A 17525-nucleotide genomic window follows, 5' to 3' on the forward strand; every position below is an offset into this window, starting at 1 on the left:
AAAAATAACTATTTTTCCGGTTTCCAAAATATTTTTGCTTCGTTTAATTTGGCATAAGCCTCATATTCTTGAGAAGTCAGCGCATTTCGGTGCTGCATCAATTTGGGCGCCGCCCAAAACAAATCGCAAATCGCCAAAAACAAAGGTGTGATTACTTTAAACTGTCCTTTAAAAATTTTGCCTTTCCCTTGCATCCAAAGCGAATACGCCATCTTTCGGGGGATTTTTGACCAAGGCAAGAATAGAAAATAAGTATACCAATCGGCGCGAATGGCTCTGCGATAACGGAAGGCAAAAGCTTTGGTGTCTTTGGCTCTTTCTTTTAAATCGACGCGGTGTTGCACCAATATTTCGGGAACATAATGCACTTCCCATTGGGTTTTGAATAATTGGAAAGCCGCAAAATTCTCTTCGCCGTAAAACTCAAACCATTCGGGATAATTGGGTATTTCTCGCCACGCTTTCATATTCCATACATGTCCACAGCCTACAAAACTCTTTACTTTTTGCGATGTTTCCTCAGTTTGCAATGCTTCCGGAACGGTTTTGCCCCAAAATATTCTGGTTGCTATAAGTCCGCAACGTGGGTTATTGGTGAAATAATTTAGGATGGAATCAATGGGATTTTTGCTTAGAAAATGAGCATCATCGTCTAAGGAAATAGCAAAATCGGCATCAGTTTCGTTGAGCATTTTGTTCCGACAATAAATATAGCCTTTGGAGACTTCATTTCGGTGCAATTGGACTTGTGGAAATTGTGCTTTGATTTTTTCAAAAGTACCGTCAACAGAACCATCGTCAAAAACAACGCAAGTCAGCTGTTCGCTTATTAAGTGTCTGATTTTTTCCAAGGTGAAAAGCAAGTCAGCACAACGGTTCTTGGTGGAAATTAATATAGTTGTTTTGACTACAGACATGGCTCGACTAATATTTTTGAATCATGGCTTTGGGCAAACCAATAAATTTATAAAAAAGGCGTCGGTATTTTCTTTTGTTGAAAAACTTGATAAACAGTTTGTTCTTGATATAGTAACTAAAAGCACTCACTTTTTTAAAAGAGTCTAATGCATGCAATTCTGGAATAGCATTTTCTTTGTTTTGGAAAGATTGAAGCACTTGTGTCATCCATTCTTCATACACATTACCGAGGTGATAGGCATAATTGTCGTTGGTAGTCAATCGCCACAACCCGTAGGGTAAAGTTGCTTCATCCAAATACCTTTCCGAAGTTCCGCCCAATTTGAACCCTAAATACGTCGGGATTTCGGTAAACAATTCTTTGCGGTACGTCGCCACAAAATGTCCCGAACCCACAACCGCACTGTGATTTCCATTTTCAATGGTTAAAATTTGTTTCAAATAATCGGGATTGTAATCATCACCCCAACCTATGCTGTAATAAAATTTCTTGAGTGCTTCAACGTTTTGGACCGGTTTGAACTTTAATTTTTTAGTAAACAAATTGTCAAAAACCATGTTGCCGCAACAGTGCCCGAAAGTGCGGAACTGCGGCACGATTCCGACCACGCCGGCTTTGGGAAACTGATTAAAAACGGCTACGGTTTCTTGCTGCCAATGTTCTAAAAAAAGCACATCGGCATCAGATATGGTAACCAATTCGATGTTGTTTCCGGCCAGACCTTTGAGAATGGCGTTCAGTTTACCGATATTTTCAGAATGAATCAGCTCGTTGATTTTTTGGGTCTCTAATAAATCGTTTAGATACGCTTTGACTTCGGCACAACTGCCGTTATTGACAATAGTGATGAATGTTTTGCTGTGGCAAGTGAGCAACAAAGATTGAACACACAACTGAAAATTCTTAAAACTGTCTTTGAAATAGCCTTCCTGATTAGGGATATACACCGGAATGACCACCTGATGTTTGAACTCGGTGGGATCTTGGGGTACATCTTTATGGGGATTGAATCCTTGGCGCATTTTAAAAAATTAGAATAAATGTTTAGTCGCTACTGTTCCTTTTACAAAAACATAATCGGCACTGCCTTCGTAAGCATGAACGGTGGCCAATTGGTTTTCGGTATTGATTTTATAGATTTGGTCGAAACCATATTCTTTAAGCAAATTTGTTATCTGATTACACGTTTCCAAGCTGTTGATTTCGGTGACCAATTCAATGATAATTACCGCATTTTCCACCTGGCTTAGCACCTCTTTGGCTCCTTCAAGCACTTCTTTTTCGAAACCTTCGACATCAATTTTGAGCAACAACTGATTTCCGGTGACATATTCTTTGAAACTGTCTAATTGGTTTACGGGAATCGTGATTTTTTTATCATTTTCCTGAAAGTTCACTTTCAAAGAATGCTTTCCTTTGTTCCAACCTTCATTGATATTCATAAAGGTATTGCCTTTAAAATTGCCCAATCCCATTTTGAACGGACGGATATTGTCAAATTGGTTGAGTCCGATGTTTCGTATAAAGTTGGTGAAATTATTGGATTCGGGTTCGAAAGAAAAAATTTCAATGTCTTTATTAGCCTTTGCAGCCGTTAGGGAGTGGATTCCGATATTGGCACCGATATCTATAAAATGATAGCCTTCGGAAGCCAATTTTGAGATTAATTGCAAGACTTTGATTTCGTTATAACTGTTGAACACCACATTAGATTCGATGGCCGAAGTCACACCTGCGTACATTTTGAAACCATTAAATTCAAGCGCTATTTTGCCGGAACCGATTAATCGTTTAATCCATTTTCGCAACAAATGGCTGCGTTTGACCTTGTGGTAAAGAAAAAGTAAAAAAGTTATGATTGTATTTTTCATTTTAGACTATCTTAGGTAAAACGCATTCCAAAATCCATTAAAATCTTGCTTTGACGATTGGGCACTTGCTTCCCATTGCCGAAAAAGTCACCTTCTTCAACAATGATTTGAAAAGCATTGTCTATCCAATCGGCGACTTCATTGTCGACGGTCATGTAAATAGTGGCAAAATAAACTCCGTTATTAAACGTATTTCTTGGGAAAGTGATGTTAATGTTTTGGGGCACAATTTTCGGGTCGATATCCACCAAACTCGAGCTGACCCAACACAAGCGTTGTCCAAAGTCGTCTTCGATACGCACATCGAGTCGGATTCTGTCGCTGCTGATATTCTCCGGGTTTTGGAGTTTTAAATTGAGGTGTAAATCTTTCCCTGAAATAATACTTTCTGAGGCATTTTCACCGTAGATATCTATGCGTTCAAATTTGACTTTGCCGTTGCCTTTTCGGCCTCTGACATTTAATAAATCATTCGAAAACGCGTTGCCTTGCAAATAAGTCGTAATGGTTTCGTTGATATTGCCTTGGAACACCATTTGACCGTTTTCTATCAGCAATCCTTTGCTGCATAAATTTTGAACTGCCGCCATATTGTGCGATACGAAAAGCACGGTTCTGCCCTGACCTTTACTGATGTCGCCCATTTTGCCCAAGCATTTCTTTTGGAATTCGGCATCGCCTACGGCCAATACTTCGTCAACGATGAGGATTTCACTTTCGAGATGCGCGGCTACGGCAAAGGCCAAGCGCACATACATTCCGGAAGAGTATCTTTTAACCGGAGTATCAATATATCGTTCTACACCCGAGAAATCAATGATTTCTTCCAGTTTCCGGGTGATTTCTTTTTTGCGCATTCCGAGTATGGCACCGTTGAGATAGATGTTTTCTTTACCGGACAATTCGGGATGAAAACCGGTTCCAACTTCTAACAAACTGGCTATTCTGCCTTTTATTTTGATTTCGCCGGTGGTTGGTCCGGTAACTCTCGATAATAATTTGAGTAGCGTACTTTTTCCGGCGCCGTTTTTACCGATAATCCCAACCGCTTCGCCTTGATTGATTTCGAAATTGACATCCTTTAGAGACCATACGATATCACTGTCGCCTTTAGTGCTACGGTCGTTGGTTTGTCCGATTTTGAGAAAAGGATCTTCCTTGCCGCGCACTTTGGTCAACCAAAAACGTTCGATATCTCTTGAAATCGTTCCGGTTCCAATTTGACCTATTTGGTAGGCTTTAGAGAGGTTTTCTACTTTTATAATAGGTTTCATAGAAGAGGTTAAGGTTGAGGCTTAGGCGCCAACGATTTAATTAATTTATTCAACTCTAATAAGGTTGTCTCAATCATTTTATTTATCTCTGTAACCTCTGATCTCTCAAAATAGTTAACATTCTTTCCATAAATCAGATGGCTTTTCGTTTCAAAAATACTTCCTCTGGCTATTATGTAAAATCTCTTCTTATCTAATAATGTACTCCTTCCGTATCCTTCAGCAATATTCGCAGATATTGATAAAGCAGATCTCCTGATCTGACTGGTCAACCCATAATCTTCGCTTCGAGGCAGTTTCGAAGTTAAGTGAAAAACACGTTCAGCAATTTCCATTGCCAACTTCCAAACATTCATATCTTCAAAACTATAATAACTCATTTCCAAAAAAATTAAACTCCTCTACCTCTACCTCTACCTCTACCTCTACCTCAACCTCAACCTTAACCTCAACCTCCACCTTAACCTCAACCTCAACCTTAACCTCAACCTCAACCTTAACCTCAACCTCTATATAGTATCAACAAAATTCTTCTCCGTCTTATTAAAAATGACAATCCCCAAAAAAAGAATGACCAGAGTAACTATAGTAGAATAGCCTATGCTCCACAGCGTGAACTCGCCTTTACCTAAAAAAGCATAACGGAAAGCTTCGATAATGCCGGTCATGGGATTCAGTTCAACGATATGTCCGTAGCCTTTTTCGCGGGCATAACTCAACGGATAGATAACGGTTGTGGCATACATTAACAACTGTACGCCAAAAGTAACCAGAAACGTTAAGTCCTTATATTTGGTAGTTACTGCAGTGATAATCAGTCCTAATCCCAATCCTAAAAAAGCCATCAGTAACACTAAAAACGGGAATAAAAACAAGCCGTTGCTCACATGAAAACTCGTTCCTTCGATAGGGTTGATATAAAAATAAATCATCAAAAGGAACAGTAAAATCAATTGTACTCCGAAACGAACCAGATTACTCACCACGATACTCAACGGCATAATCAATCTGGGGAAATAGACTTTCCCGAAAATATTGGCGTTGTCTTTAAAAACCGTGCTGGTTTTGGTCAGGCAATCGGAGAAATAATTCCAAGAGGTAATTCCGGCCAAATAAAACAATTGATGTGGTAATCCGTCAGCACTGATTCCGGCTAAGTTCCCGAAGACAAAAGTAAAAACCAAAGTGGTAAATATCGGCTGTATAAAAAACCAAAGCGGTCCTAAAATGGTTTGCTTGTAAAAACTAACAAAATCGCGTTTTACAAACATCAACAACAAATCTCTGTAATTCCAAAGATCTTTGAATTTAAGGTCAAAAAGCGAAGTATGCCCTTTGATGACTAAATCCCAATCTTGAGACTGACTATTGTTTTCCATTTAAGGGTTTTGGATTTTAAGTAACATTCAAAGTTAACTAATAATTGCAAATATATAAATTACGAAACCCTATAAAAAGAATTGACTTGTTTTATTTACTAATTCATTTAAATTGGCAAAACCGATTATAATTTGATTAATTTTGTGCCCTTAAACACCTCATTTTGATTCATTTTTTCAAACCTAAACCCTACTTGTGTGATTTAATTCCAAACAATCACATTGACATCCATTCTCATTTACTTCCCGGTATTGATGACGGCGCAGCTACTATTGATGATACCGGTACTTTGATTGCAGGTTTACAAAAAATAGGTTTTTCAAAATTCATCACCACACCACATGTGATGGGTGAAGTATGGAATAATAAAAGAACCCATATTGAGGAAAAACTGAAGACCACTACAGCAGAATTAGAGATTCCAAACATTGGGACCAATTTCAAAGCGGCAGCAGAATACATGATTGACGCCGAGTTTAGAGACCTCTTTATCAAAGAAAAACTGTTGACACTGAAAGAAAATTATGTTTTGGTGGAGATCTCTTATTTGAATCCGCCGATTCAGCTTTATGATATATTATTTGAACTTCAAATAGCCGGTTACCAGCCTGTTTTAGCGCATCCTGAAAGGTATAATTTTTACCATCATCCTACTTTATCTGATTACCACAAACTTAAAAAAGCGGGATGCCTTTTCCAGTTAAACATGTTGTCAACCGTGGGATATTATGGAGAAAGAGTGGCTAAAATCAGTGATGCTTTACTCAAAGCAGGACTAATTGATTTTATCGGTTCAGATGTGCACCACACCAGACATTTGGAGTTTATGCAAAAGAAAATTGTTTTGAAAAACCACGGTAATTTACCGGCAATTTTCCAAAACAATGCTTTCTTTAACTTCTGATTCCCTTTTTATTTATCTCTTGAAAAAGGACAAAAATCTTTTGAAAATAGACTTTTCTCCGTTATCTGTATCATCATAGCCGTAGCCGTAGCCATAGGCATAACTGTATTTATAACTGTAGTTGTAACCTTTATAATTAGACCCTACATTATTGATTACATAAGCCATGTTTCTCAATTTGCCTCTGTTGCTCAAATCTACTGAGAATTCCAATATATTTTTAGGGGTAAAATCAGCTCTTACTACATACAAAGTAGTGTCTACCAAATGAGAAATCACAAGTGTATCAGTTACCAATAAAGTAGGCGGTGTATCAACAATAACAAAATCGTACTCTTCCTTAGCTTCGTTCAAAAGGGTTTCAAGTCTTCCGTTAGAAAGCAACTCTGCCGGGTTTGGAGGAATAGCTCCCGAAAGAATAACATCTAAATTATCGATTCCGTTCATTTTTTTCTTTACGGTTGTATGCCAATCAACATTTAAATCATGCAAATAGTTCTGGAGTCCTATCTCCGATTTTTTCACATTCAAATAATTGTGCAATTGAGGATTACGCATGTCTGCACCAATCAACAATACCTTCTTATTCATAGTAGAAAACGAAATAGACAAGTTAAGTGCCGTAAAGGTTTTTCCTTCACCTTTGATGGTTGAAGTTACCATAAGGGTTTGGCCTTTTTTCTCCTTTTGTAATGGGAAAATATAAGTCAGGTTCGTTCTCAAAATCCTGAAGGATTCTCCTAACAAACTTCGGTCATTGGCACTGGTCAATTTGGTATCTGCATTGATATGTGGTACTTCAGACAGAATGATCTTGCTTTTGGTTAATTTCAAGATATCTTCTTTAGTATGCAACTTATCATCCAACAAGAATCCGATATAAATAATTAAGAACGGAATAAACAAACCAATGAAAAGGGCACCTAAATAGAATACGCTCTTTTTAGGAGCAATCGGATTGGCGTTGGTCATAGCATAATCAACCACCTTAAGCGAAGATGACGTAATGGCTAAATTAACTGCAGCTTCCTCACGCTTTTGCAACAAAAGAATATAAAGCGATTCTTTGATGGCACGCTGGCGTTCAATAGAGTTTAGAATTTTCTCATTAACAGGGATAGAACTGAATTTTTGGGTATTGGTTCTCTTGATGTAATTATTTTGAGAAAGTGAGGTTTGCAATTCCTGCTGATAAGTTTTAATCGATCCCAGTATATTTTTCTGCAATTCGATTAATTTACTGTTCAAGATTTTAATCTTCGGGTTATTTTCTCCGGCGCTTACTGATAAACGATCGCGCTCTAAAACCACCATATTAAAATCATTAATCAAACCGTTAACATTGCCGTTACTAACACCTAAATTGGTAGGAAGCAAGTTTAATTTTTTATCCGATCGGACGGTTTGTTCCAAAAGCTTCGATAATTCGATTTGGGTTTCGGTTTGGAACACATCGTTATTGGATGCAATCTTTCCGGTGGTTGCTGTGGCAGCATCAGATTCTATAAACGTCAGCTCATTATTTTGCTTGTAACTCGCCTTGTTGGTTTCAATAGAATCCAACTCTCTTTCTAATGACTTGAAACGCGAATTCACAAACTCAATCGTTCTTTCAGAAACCAATCTTCTGTCGGTCAAACCGTCGATGTCAAACTGTTTGATTAATTCATTGATTATGGCTTCTGATTTGTCTTTGTTTCCACCGGCTAAGGAAATATTTAGGATATCTGAATTTTCATTGCTGTTAACAATTTTAAGGCTATTTGACAAACCAATCACAACTGAGCTTTGTGCCAAGTGTCGAATTAAATATTTGCGTTCGAGCAGTTTTTCTAATTGGGTTCCAACTTGCAAGGATAGACTATAAGGAACTCCTTCTATTTTTTGGACAGAACCAAAACTATAAACTTTTTCATTATCATCTGAATTGATGACTTTATAACCACCCGGAACTATTTCAATTTCAAAAGAAACATTCTTTTCCTCCATTGACAAGCGCGAATCCAACCAGTTTACTGCGAAAGGTCTTTTCTTCCAAATCTCAACATTGTTAAAATAACCAATAGTATAATACTGAGTGGTTAAATTCAAGCTTTCAGACACTTGAGCAAGTAGTCTATGCGACTTTAAAACTTCAATTTGATTGTCTAAGTTGACTTTGGATTTACCAAAACCGGTAATTCCGGTTGTTGGCAACACAAAGGTGTTTTTTGAATCATCAATGATTTTGATATTGGCTCTGGTTTCATACACCGGAAGTGTGTGATTCAAATAGTAATTAACGGTCAAAAGACAAACTAGTGCAGACAATAAGAACCAATACCAAAAACGTAAGTATCTGAATAATTGGTTCAAAATATTGAGTGGACTCTCATTTTCCTGAGATTCAAATTGAATATTCTCCATTGAATTAATTTTTTAACAATAAATATAGGGTCAACCCAAAAGAAATAATTCCCAAAGTAGTTCCGATGCTGTTTAAATAACCCGATGCCATTACTCTTGGACCATTAGGATTTACAATGATGATATCGTTTTGCTTAACATAATAGTAAGGACTTTTAAACCAATTAGAAGAAGTCAAATCCAAATGAATATAAGTTCTAACACCATTCACTTCCCTGATTAACAAAACATCTTTTCTGACACCGTTAATGGTCAAATCACCGGCATAACCAATAGCTTGATTCAAGGAAATATTTTGCTCATCAAATGCATATGTCCCAGGCGATTTTACCTCTCCTAAAACAGTGACTTTGCTGTTGATGATTCTAACACTTACTGTGGGTTCTTTAATATAACCGTAATCCGTTAGCATTTTGGATAAAAGCGTTTGAACTTCCTCGGTACTTTTACCGACTACATTAATTTTTCCCAACAACGGAAAAATAATGTTCCCTTCTTGAGATACAAGATAACCTTGAATTTTATAGGATTCCAAATTAACGTTCCCATTGGTATTCATTTGAATGTTAAAAGGCTCAGCCGATTCCTGGATGATGGCAGTTACTTTTATATAAAGGATATCGTTGATTTGTACATTACTCGACAAGTAGCTGATTGGGTCTTGGCTATTATTTTGGATGTCTTGATAGTATAAAATATCTTTTTTACTTGCGCAAGACAAGACAAAAAATGACATTATTATCAAGAGCAATAATTTTTTAATCATCATCTGTAAATTTGTGGGTTATTATCATTTTAAGATTGCAAAGCTACGATTTGATTTCCAAAATCAAATTTAATCTTCCAATTTATTAAGTTTGGTTTGTAAAGAAATAGCTAAATTTTAACTGTCCACCTCAACATTGTCTAAAGCTTCATAAACAGAATTCAAACTCTTATACTCAGGCACTATTCTCTTCATTTTGCTGACAATAACGGAATTGGGCTTTACCTTAGCGATTTCCACCAATAAATCAATAGACTTGTTAAGTTCTTCGTGGTGGTGAAACTCGTCCTGCGAAATCATAATTTTAGTATGGTGGGTAGGCAAGGTCTTAGAAGTATTGTTCAACAATTCCTCATATAACTTTTCGCCCGGTCTAAGACCTATTATTTTAATTTTAATTTCGTTATCAGGCGTAAAACCGGCCAAACGAATCATTTTTTTAGCCAAATCGATGATTTTAACCGGCTTACCCATATCAAAAATATAAATCTCACCGCCTTGCCCCATAGAACCGGCTTCCAGCACCAATTGACAGGCTTCCGGTATGGTCATAAAATAACGAATAATCTCGGGATGGGTAATTGTAATTGGACCGCCTTCTTGAATTTGTCTGGTAAACAATGGAACAACAGAACCATTGGAACCCAAAACATTTCCGAATCTGGTGGTGATAAATTTGGTGTGCTTTTTACTGCTTTCGCTTTTCAGTTTGTAGTCTAAAGACTGTACGTATTTTTCAGCAATTCGTTTGCTGGCACCCATCACGTTGCTTGGGTTAACCGCCTTGTCCGTAGAAACCATTACAAAACTGTCTACATGATACTTGGCCGACAAATCAGCTAAATTTCTTGTACCCATTACGTTATTTAATATGGCTTGAGCAGGATTCTCTTCCATCAATGGCACATGCTTATAAGCAGCAGCATGATAAACCACTTCCGGTTTGTGTTTAATAAATACTTGTTCTACTTCATCCACATTTTTGATATCCGAAATCACATTAACAGTCTCCACTTCGGGGTCTAAACTCGAGATTTCTAAACTCAAATTGTGCAAAGGAGTTTCGGCTTGGTCTAAAACGATAATTTTTTTGGGTTTAAACAAAATCACTTGTCGCACAATTTCACTGCCAATAGAACCGGCCGCACCGGTAACCAAAATGGTTTTTTTGTGCAATTGTTTGGAAATCGAATTGCTGTCTAACACTATGGGCTCACGCTCCAACAAATCAAGAATCTGGAAATTTTTAATTTTCTTGGATATTTCTTTTTGATCGTCTACATCGCTTAAAAGCGGAATGGTATAGACCTTAAAATTATATTCCAAACAGTCCTCAATGATTTGAGAACGTTCATCTTTAGAGATGGATTTGTCCGCAAATATCAAAGCATCCGCATCCATGGTTCTGAGTACTGTGATGACGTTACCGGTAAAAATTGGTAAATTGTGGATTCGCTTTGTTGCATTTTGGTTTGACTTATCCATAAATCCAACCACCTTAAATCGCTTAGGAGATTCTGATTGAAGCGAGTTGGCCAAAGCTATCGCATTAACATCAGCACCATATATCAAGGCATTGGTCAAATTCTCCGTGTGCTTATTATTAAAATACCTTTCAAAAGTGTGCTTTACCACAACCCGATAAAAAAACAAAAAACTGAAGGAGATTACCCCATTGATAATTAATCCGGTGGTTAGAAAAAATTTGTCATTCAAATAAATTAAGCTGGAATAATTTAACAACAACAATACAGTGGTTGAGAAAAATTGAGCAAAAAATAACTTTAAAGCATCTACTTGGGAAGAATGACGAATGACACCCGAATAGGTTCTGAAAATCCAAAAGAAAAAAATATTAACTACAATATAAATAAGAGTTGACAGTAAGATACTATCGCCCTTTATATAATCAAGTTGTAGACCATGAAAAATAAAAAAAGTGATAAACCCACCCAAAAAAATCATGGTAACGTCTAATAACAAGACCATCCATCTGGGTAGATAACTTAAATTTTCTAATTTAAAACCAAACTGAAGTTCTGAAAAATAGCCTTTTACAACCGAAAAAAAACTTCTTGAAGCATTATTACTCAATTACATGTGATTTTATTTTAATAATAGTTTGGGCGCTCAATATTACAAATAAATTAACAAACTTTATCTTTAAAATAATGCAAAAATGTTTTTCTAATAGTATCTCGGTTAATTTCTGACAAATTAGACCCCGAGGGCAAACAAAGTCCTTTTAAAAATAAGTCTTCCGCTACACTTTTACCAAAATACAGGCAATCTTGAAATACCGGTTGTAAGTGCATGGGTTTCCAAAGTGGTCGACATTCTATATTTTCCTTTTCCAAAGCCAACCGAATCATTTCGCTGGTTATTCCGTTGGTTTTAGCAGCATCAATCACAATGCAACTAAGCCAATGGTTGGAAAAATAATCACTATTGGGCTCAGAAAATACAGTAACTCCGGAAATGTTTTTAAATAAATCGACATAAAACTCGTGCATCGCTCTTCTCAAACCAATGTGTTTGTCCAAAACCTCCATTTGTCCTCTTCCGATACCGGCACAAATATTACTCATTCTATAGTTATAGCCTATTTCGCTATGCTGATAATGTGGTGCATGGTCTCGGGCTTGAGTCGAAAGAAAAACAGCTTTATTTTTTTGTTCCAAGGTTTTGGTCGCTATAGCACCACCTCCCGAAGTAGTGATGATTTTATTCCCGTTAAAAGACAAAATCGAAAGGTCACCGAAAGTGCCGCATTTCCTTCCTTTGTAAGTACTTCCTAAGGCTTCTGCACTGTCTTCTACCAATGGAATATCATAGTGCTGAGCTATCGCAGTAATCTCATCCACTTTAAAGGCCATACCATACAAATGAACGCCTATGATGGCTTTGGGCTTTTTGCCTTTGGCAATGCGGTCTTGAATGGCTTGCTCTAAAGCAGTCGGACACATATTCCAAGTCTCAGGTTCACTATCCACAAAAATAGGTGTGGCTCCCAAATACACTATCGGATTGGCAGAAGCTGAAAACGTCATGCTTTGACAAATCACCTCATCACCACTTTTGATTCCCAATAATATCAGTGCCAAATGAAGCGCAGCAGTACCTGAACTCAAGGCACCAACATGGACATTTTCGCCTAAATAGCTTTCTAAATCCTGCTCAAATCCCGTGACATTAGGTCCTAAAGGGGCAACCCAATTGGTATCAAAAGCTTCCTGTACATATTTTTGTTCGCTTCCGCCCATATGAGGAGAGGAAAGCCATATTTTTGAATTACTCATTTTCTTTGTTGTATTTTATAATTTTTCCGGGATTACCCACTACCACGGCATAATCGGGAATATCTTTAATAATAACGGCTCCGGCTCCTATGGTGGCCCATTTCCCTATTGTAATACCTTGTATCACCTTGGCACCAATACCTATGTGAGTGCCTTGGCCAACCGTAACATTTCCGGCCAAGGAAACACTCGGAGAAACATGAACAAAATCGGCTATGTAACAATCGTGTTCTACTACCGCTCCGGTATTGATAATGCAATGGTCTCCTATAGTGACATCCGGATTCACAATGGCTCCTGCCATAATTACGGTTCCCTTTCCGAGAATAATGGATTTTGAAAGTACCGCAGTAGGATGAATCGCATTGCCATAATTTACTTTTAGGCGACTTGAAATTCTTTCCCTTACTTTGTTGTTACCAATAGAAATAATCATCTGTTCCACTTTGGAAAAATCGATTTCGGTATTTTTTACTACCGGCATTCCCAAGATAGAATCCGTTTTAGGGTTGTCATCAATGATGACCGCTATAGCCACCGAATTACAATTCAGAATATCGATGATAACTTTGCTGTGACCGCTGGCGCCGTAAAGTGTTATGTTAGTTCCCATTAAAAGGCTCAATTGTGGCTGCATCTGCAGCGTTAATACCATCGCTTTTGATCACTTTCAGTACGGTTTTAAAAAGAATTTTGAGGTCTAAAATAAAGGAAATATGATCAACATACCACACATCTAACTCAAATTTTTTATCCCAAGAAATGGCATTTCTTCCATTGACTTGTGCCCAACCGGTGATTCCGGGTTTGACTTCGTGACGGCGGTTTTGAAAATCAGTATACAAATGCAGGTAATGGGTTAATAGAGGTCTCGGCCCTACTATACTCATATCGCCTTTAATTACATTAAGCAATTGCGGAATTTCATCTAGCGAAGTTTTGCGAACAAACTTACCCACTTTAGTTAACCTCATGGCATCGGGAAGCAATTGTCCGTTAACATCTTTTTTATCGTTCATGGTTTTGAACTTGACAATTTTGAATATCCTACCATTCTTTCCGGGACGCAATTGAAAAAAAAACGGTTTCCCATTATTAGCAATAAAGAGTAAAATGGTAATTAATAGAAATAAAGGGGATAGCATTACCAAACCAATTAAAGCGGCGAAGAAATCGAAAAAAGGTTTAATAATTAAGGTATACATGCTTTAACTTTATAATAAAAATTTTTCTAAATTATCTTGATGTATTAATTCAAAACTTGAATTGGGATAACTTCCTGAAAATTGCTTTGGAAAAACAATTTTAGATTTTGAATTCCATTTAAATTCATAGGTCGAAATTTTACCATCCTCTTCCTCAATAAAATCAAGCTCTTTTTGTTCTTTAGTTCTCCAAAACCAAAAGTTAGCCCATTTACTATTGTAATTAATATATTTAATCCTTTCCGAAATTAAAAAATTCTCCCATAAAGCCCCAATATCAGTTCTGTTTTCTATTTGATTGAAATTAGATAAGAGTGCATTGCGAATCCCGTTATCATAAAAATATATTTTTTTGCTGTTTTTTAGTTCATTCCGTGCATTTCTAGCAAAGGAACTTAGCTTAAAAACAACAAAAGTTTGCTCTAATACCGCTATATATTTTTCTACTGTTTTAGTATCCAAACCACACAAATTCCCCAGTTCGTTGTAAGAAACTTGCGAGCCAACTTGTAACGCTAATGCCTGTAAAAGTTTGATTAATTTTTCCGGTTTCTTTATTTGCTCTAACAGTAAAACATCTTTATACAAATAACTATCTGAAAGTTGCTTTAAAATTTCCCTCTCACTTCCTTGATTATTTACCACATCAGGATAATAACCATATAATAACCGATGGGGTAACAATCTTTTTTCTTCCAATAGTCCATGATGCTGTACCATTTCTGAAAAGGAAAGTGGAAACATTTTGTATTCCCATTTTCTCCCCGTAAGCGGTTCATTTACTTTGTTGGCTAATTCAAAAGAAGAACTGCCGGTTGCTATTAACTGCACATCCGGAATGGAATCTGTAATTAACTTAAGTCGCAAACCTATATTTTCAATTCGTTGTGCTTCATCAATAATAACTATTTTCTTTTGACCAACTATTGCTTTAAATCTGTCGGCTGAAATTGAAGCAAACAAATTTTGAACATCAATCTCATCGCCATTTAACCAAACCACATCAGACTGATTTGGAAAAAGCTGCCTTAATAATGTAGTTTTCCCTACTTGCCTTGGGCCCATTAGTAAGATTGCCTTTTTTTCAAAAAGCTTTGACAAAAGAATCTTTTCTAAACTACGATCAATCATAACAGCCGGTATAAAACACCAAAAATACAACTTTTTTGGATTTGATTCCTTAAAAGTTACAACTTTTTTGGATTTGATTCCTTAATAAGACCTATTTTTCTAATTAGAACCTTTACCAAACTCCGAATATTCTGCTAAAATTGCTTCCCAAACCAGCTTTTGCTCATAACGTGACACTATCATTTCCCTAGCATTTGATTGTAGCTTTTTGAAATAATTGGCATCACTCAGAAGCAATTCCATTTTTTCTATAATAGCAGGTGTATTCTTTACCGGAATTATAGTTCCGTTTTCACCTTCAACAATAATTTCATTGCAACCATTGATATTCGACACAATTGATGGCAAACCCATAGCACCGGCTTGCATGACCACATTGGGAAAACCTTCGCGATAACTCGGAAAAGCCAAAACATCTGAAATGGACAAATAAGGTCTGACATCGCTTTGAAAACCAACAGAAACAATCGCTTTATTGGTTTGGATAATTGCCAAAGTTTCCGGAGATAAAGGATCTAAATGGGCTTCGTAATCCCCTACCAAAAGCAATTTTACTTTTTTATGTTCTGCTGACAATTGTTCAAACGCCATGACCAATTCATTCACTCCTTTGTCTGCTACCAATCGGCCTACAAAGACAAAAACAAAATCGCCTTCTGCGATGTTCAAATCCTGTTTCAAATTGGTTCTTTGGACTTTATCAAACAATTCCGGATTAAAATAAGACGTGTCAATACCGTTAGAACTGCCGTTGGCCAAAACTTTAACCTTTTCAATTGTACAATAATTGTTTTTCAAAATGATATCGGCCAACCCATAGGAATTGGGATATACTTTGGTCGCGCAACTGTAAGTCAACTTTTCAACAAAATCGAGCATTTTGCGTTTGGCACCGGTAGCTTCCAGCAAAGGCATTCCGGCCACGGTATGAAAACGATGTGGAACCCCGGCCAACACTGAAGCCAACATGCCTATAATTCCGGCTTTGGGCGTGTGCGTATGCACTATAAGCGGTTTTTCTTTTCTTAGAAACAAAAACAATTTAATAACCGCCATCAAATCCTGAAAGGGTGTAATTTTCCGGGTCATTTCCAATGGAAAAGTTCTCACGCCTTCTTTAATTCCAACCCTTTCTAAATATTCTTTTTCTGCGGAAACAGCCACTACTTTATAAAACGAATTCATAAATTGAAGCTGACCGCCCAAAAGCTTGTCTAAAGACAAAGGAACTGTAGTGATGCGGATTAATTTGGGCTTACTCATATTTCTTATTTTGCTTTAGTCTCAAACCTTGATCTATAATGAGCAGTAAAGCCACTATCATAAAGGGATGAAACATCATTTTGGTCCGCATAAAAATGCCCAAATTGGCATATCTTTCCACGTACAATACACTAGCAGTAAAAGTAAATAAAAATACAACCTTCATGGCTAAGCTATAGTTTATTTTAGGGTAAAATCGAAAGGCAAAAAACAAGCCTACAATACAAACAACGAGTGTAAAAGCATTTTCAATACTGGCCAAAAAAGCCAAAACCGTAGTGGCATCATAGAAAAGCGGGCGGAAATGAAACGAAAACCATTTGTAAAAATAATTATAGTCCAGCATAGGAACATAAGAACCGGAATGTTTGAACGACAAGATGGAATATTCATTAAAATAATTGATTCTTTTCCAGTCCCAATAATGGATTTGAGTGGTTTGAAAAACCAAATACAACAGTACCAATACACCGGCAAAAGAAACTCCTGCTATAACCATTCTTTTTTGGAGTGATATTCCTTTTTGAAACAAATAAGCAAGGGTGATCGCGGCCAATAACATGAGAGCCACATGAGGCCGAATGATTAAAACCAACAAACACCCAACTATAAATCCGAAGGTCTTGTATCTTTGGGTTGTGAGCCCTAATACAACTGCGGCAATCCCCCAAAAGACAAGAGCTTCTTTGCCAATACTTGAAGTCCACACATGCAAATTAGGCATAAAAAAAAGCAAATGTGCTACATTAAAACCCTTATAAATCAAGCGGTCTTTTAGTACTAAATCGGTCCATTGCATCCATTTAAGAATACCCAAAAAACCGATGATACCATACAATAAGAAACCACTCCAAAAAGGAAAACCCCATTGAACCAAGGGATAATTGAGAAACAGCATGAATTCTGCGCCGTAATTGGCAAACTCAAACCAGGAATGCTGACTGAAGTTTATGGTTTTTCCCCAATAGAAATGAGCGTCAGAAACTGTTCTGGAAACCCGGAATTGGTAAGCAAAGAGTATAAAAATTAAGTGGTAAGCAAATACTATAGCATAAATTTTAAAGGACTTTGAAAACAATAAATTGGAAACATTTTTCATGCTTTGGT

The 17525-nt window shown here is 36.9% G+C and carries 16 protein-coding genes; 1 reads left to right on the plus strand and 15 read right to left on the minus strand.

Annotated elements, in window-relative coordinates; all coding sequences use genetic code 11:
• Nucleotides 1-8: 8 nt before the first annotated feature.
• The 6 genes from HA632_RS00755 to HA632_RS00780 all read right to left on the minus strand — a co-directional run bounded on the left by HA632_RS00755 (nucleotide 9) and on the right by HA632_RS00780 (nucleotide 5443).
• The gene (locus tag HA632_RS00755; protein WP_176305332.1) at nucleotides 9-917 is read right to left on the minus strand and encodes a glycosyltransferase family 2 protein; all 909 of its coding nucleotides are present in this window, start codon (nucleotides 915-917) and stop codon (nucleotides 9-11) included.
• A gap of 7 nt (nucleotides 918-924) precedes the next feature.
• Nucleotides 925-1941: a glycosyltransferase family A protein gene (locus tag HA632_RS00760; protein WP_176305333.1), complete on the minus strand. Its 1017-nt coding sequence runs from the start codon at nucleotides 1939-1941 to the stop codon at nucleotides 925-927.
• A gap of 9 nt (nucleotides 1942-1950) precedes the next feature.
• A complete protein-coding gene (locus HA632_RS00765) occupies nucleotides 1951-2790 on the minus strand; it encodes an FkbM family methyltransferase (protein ID WP_176305334.1) in 840 nt (279 codons plus the stop codon).
• An 11-nt stretch (nucleotides 2791-2801) separates the two neighbouring features.
• A complete protein-coding gene (locus HA632_RS00770) occupies nucleotides 2802-4064 on the minus strand; it encodes an ABC transporter ATP-binding protein (protein ID WP_176305335.1) in 1263 nt (420 codons plus the stop codon).
• An 8-nt stretch (nucleotides 4065-4072) separates the two neighbouring features.
• The gene (locus HA632_RS00775; RefSeq protein ID WP_176305336.1) at nucleotides 4073-4444 is read right to left on the minus strand and encodes a four helix bundle protein; all 372 of its coding nucleotides are present in this window, start codon (nucleotides 4442-4444) and stop codon (nucleotides 4073-4075) included.
• Nucleotides 4445-4573: 129 nt separating this feature from the next.
• Nucleotides 4574-5443, minus strand: coding sequence for an ABC transporter permease (locus HA632_RS00780; RefSeq protein ID WP_176305337.1), 870 nt, complete (start codon nucleotides 5441-5443; stop codon nucleotides 4574-4576).
• A 164-nt stretch (nucleotides 5444-5607) separates the two neighbouring features.
• Between HA632_RS00780 and HA632_RS00785 the strand changes: the two genes are divergently transcribed.
• On the plus strand, nucleotides 5608-6348 hold the full coding sequence (locus tag HA632_RS00785) for a tyrosine-protein phosphatase (RefSeq protein ID WP_176305338.1): 741 nt from the start codon (nucleotides 5608-5610) through the stop codon (nucleotides 6346-6348).
• Nucleotides 6349-6360: 12 nt separating this feature from the next.
• On the opposite strand, the gene HA632_RS00790 is transcribed toward HA632_RS00785, so the two are convergent.
• From HA632_RS00790 to HA632_RS00830, 9 genes are all read right to left on the minus strand, one after another.
• On the minus strand, nucleotides 6361-8754 hold the full coding sequence (locus HA632_RS00790; RefSeq protein WP_176305339.1) for a tyrosine-protein kinase family protein: 2394 nt from the start codon (nucleotides 8752-8754) through the stop codon (nucleotides 6361-6363).
• Nucleotides 8755-8758: 4 nt separating this feature from the next.
• The gene (locus tag HA632_RS00795) at nucleotides 8759-9490 is read right to left on the minus strand and encodes a polysaccharide biosynthesis/export family protein (RefSeq protein WP_217902799.1); all 732 of its coding nucleotides are present in this window, start codon (nucleotides 9488-9490) and stop codon (nucleotides 8759-8761) included.
• Between the two features lie 147 nt (nucleotides 9491-9637).
• The gene (locus HA632_RS00800) at nucleotides 9638-11614 is read right to left on the minus strand and encodes a nucleoside-diphosphate sugar epimerase/dehydratase (RefSeq protein ID WP_228778730.1); all 1977 of its coding nucleotides are present in this window, start codon (nucleotides 11612-11614) and stop codon (nucleotides 9638-9640) included.
• A gap of 53 nt (nucleotides 11615-11667) precedes the next feature.
• A complete protein-coding gene (locus HA632_RS00805; RefSeq protein WP_176305341.1) occupies nucleotides 11668-12819 on the minus strand; it encodes an aminotransferase class I/II-fold pyridoxal phosphate-dependent enzyme in 1152 nt (383 codons plus the stop codon).
• Entirely contained in the window at nucleotides 12812-13420 is a 609-nt protein-coding gene (locus HA632_RS00810; RefSeq protein ID WP_317174595.1) for an acetyltransferase, read from the minus strand. Before HA632_RS00810 ends, HA632_RS00805 begins: the two co-directional genes overlap by 8 nt.
• A gap of 1 nt (nucleotide 13421) precedes the next feature.
• On the minus strand, nucleotides 13422-14024 hold the full coding sequence (locus HA632_RS00815; protein ID WP_176305343.1) for a sugar transferase: 603 nt from the start codon (nucleotides 14022-14024) through the stop codon (nucleotides 13422-13424).
• Between the two features lie 9 nt (nucleotides 14025-14033).
• Complete coding sequence (locus HA632_RS00820) at nucleotides 14034-15155, minus strand: ATP-binding protein (RefSeq protein WP_176305344.1); 1122 nt, start codon at nucleotides 15153-15155, stop codon at nucleotides 14034-14036.
• A 99-nt stretch (nucleotides 15156-15254) separates the two neighbouring features.
• Entirely contained in the window at nucleotides 15255-16418 is a 1164-nt protein-coding gene (locus HA632_RS00825; RefSeq protein ID WP_176305345.1) for a glycosyltransferase family 4 protein, read from the minus strand.
• Nucleotides 16411-17517, minus strand: a complete 1107-nt coding sequence (locus HA632_RS00830; protein ID WP_176305346.1) for a hypothetical protein — start codon at nucleotides 17515-17517, stop codon at nucleotides 16411-16413. The genes HA632_RS00825 and HA632_RS00830 overlap by 8 nt, the downstream gene beginning before the upstream one ends.
• Nucleotides 17518-17525: the final 8 nt, after the last annotated feature.

The organism is Flavobacterium sp. J49 (assembly GCF_011742145.1).
Taxonomy (GTDB): Bacteria; Bacteroidota; Bacteroidia; order Flavobacteriales; family Flavobacteriaceae; genus Flavobacterium.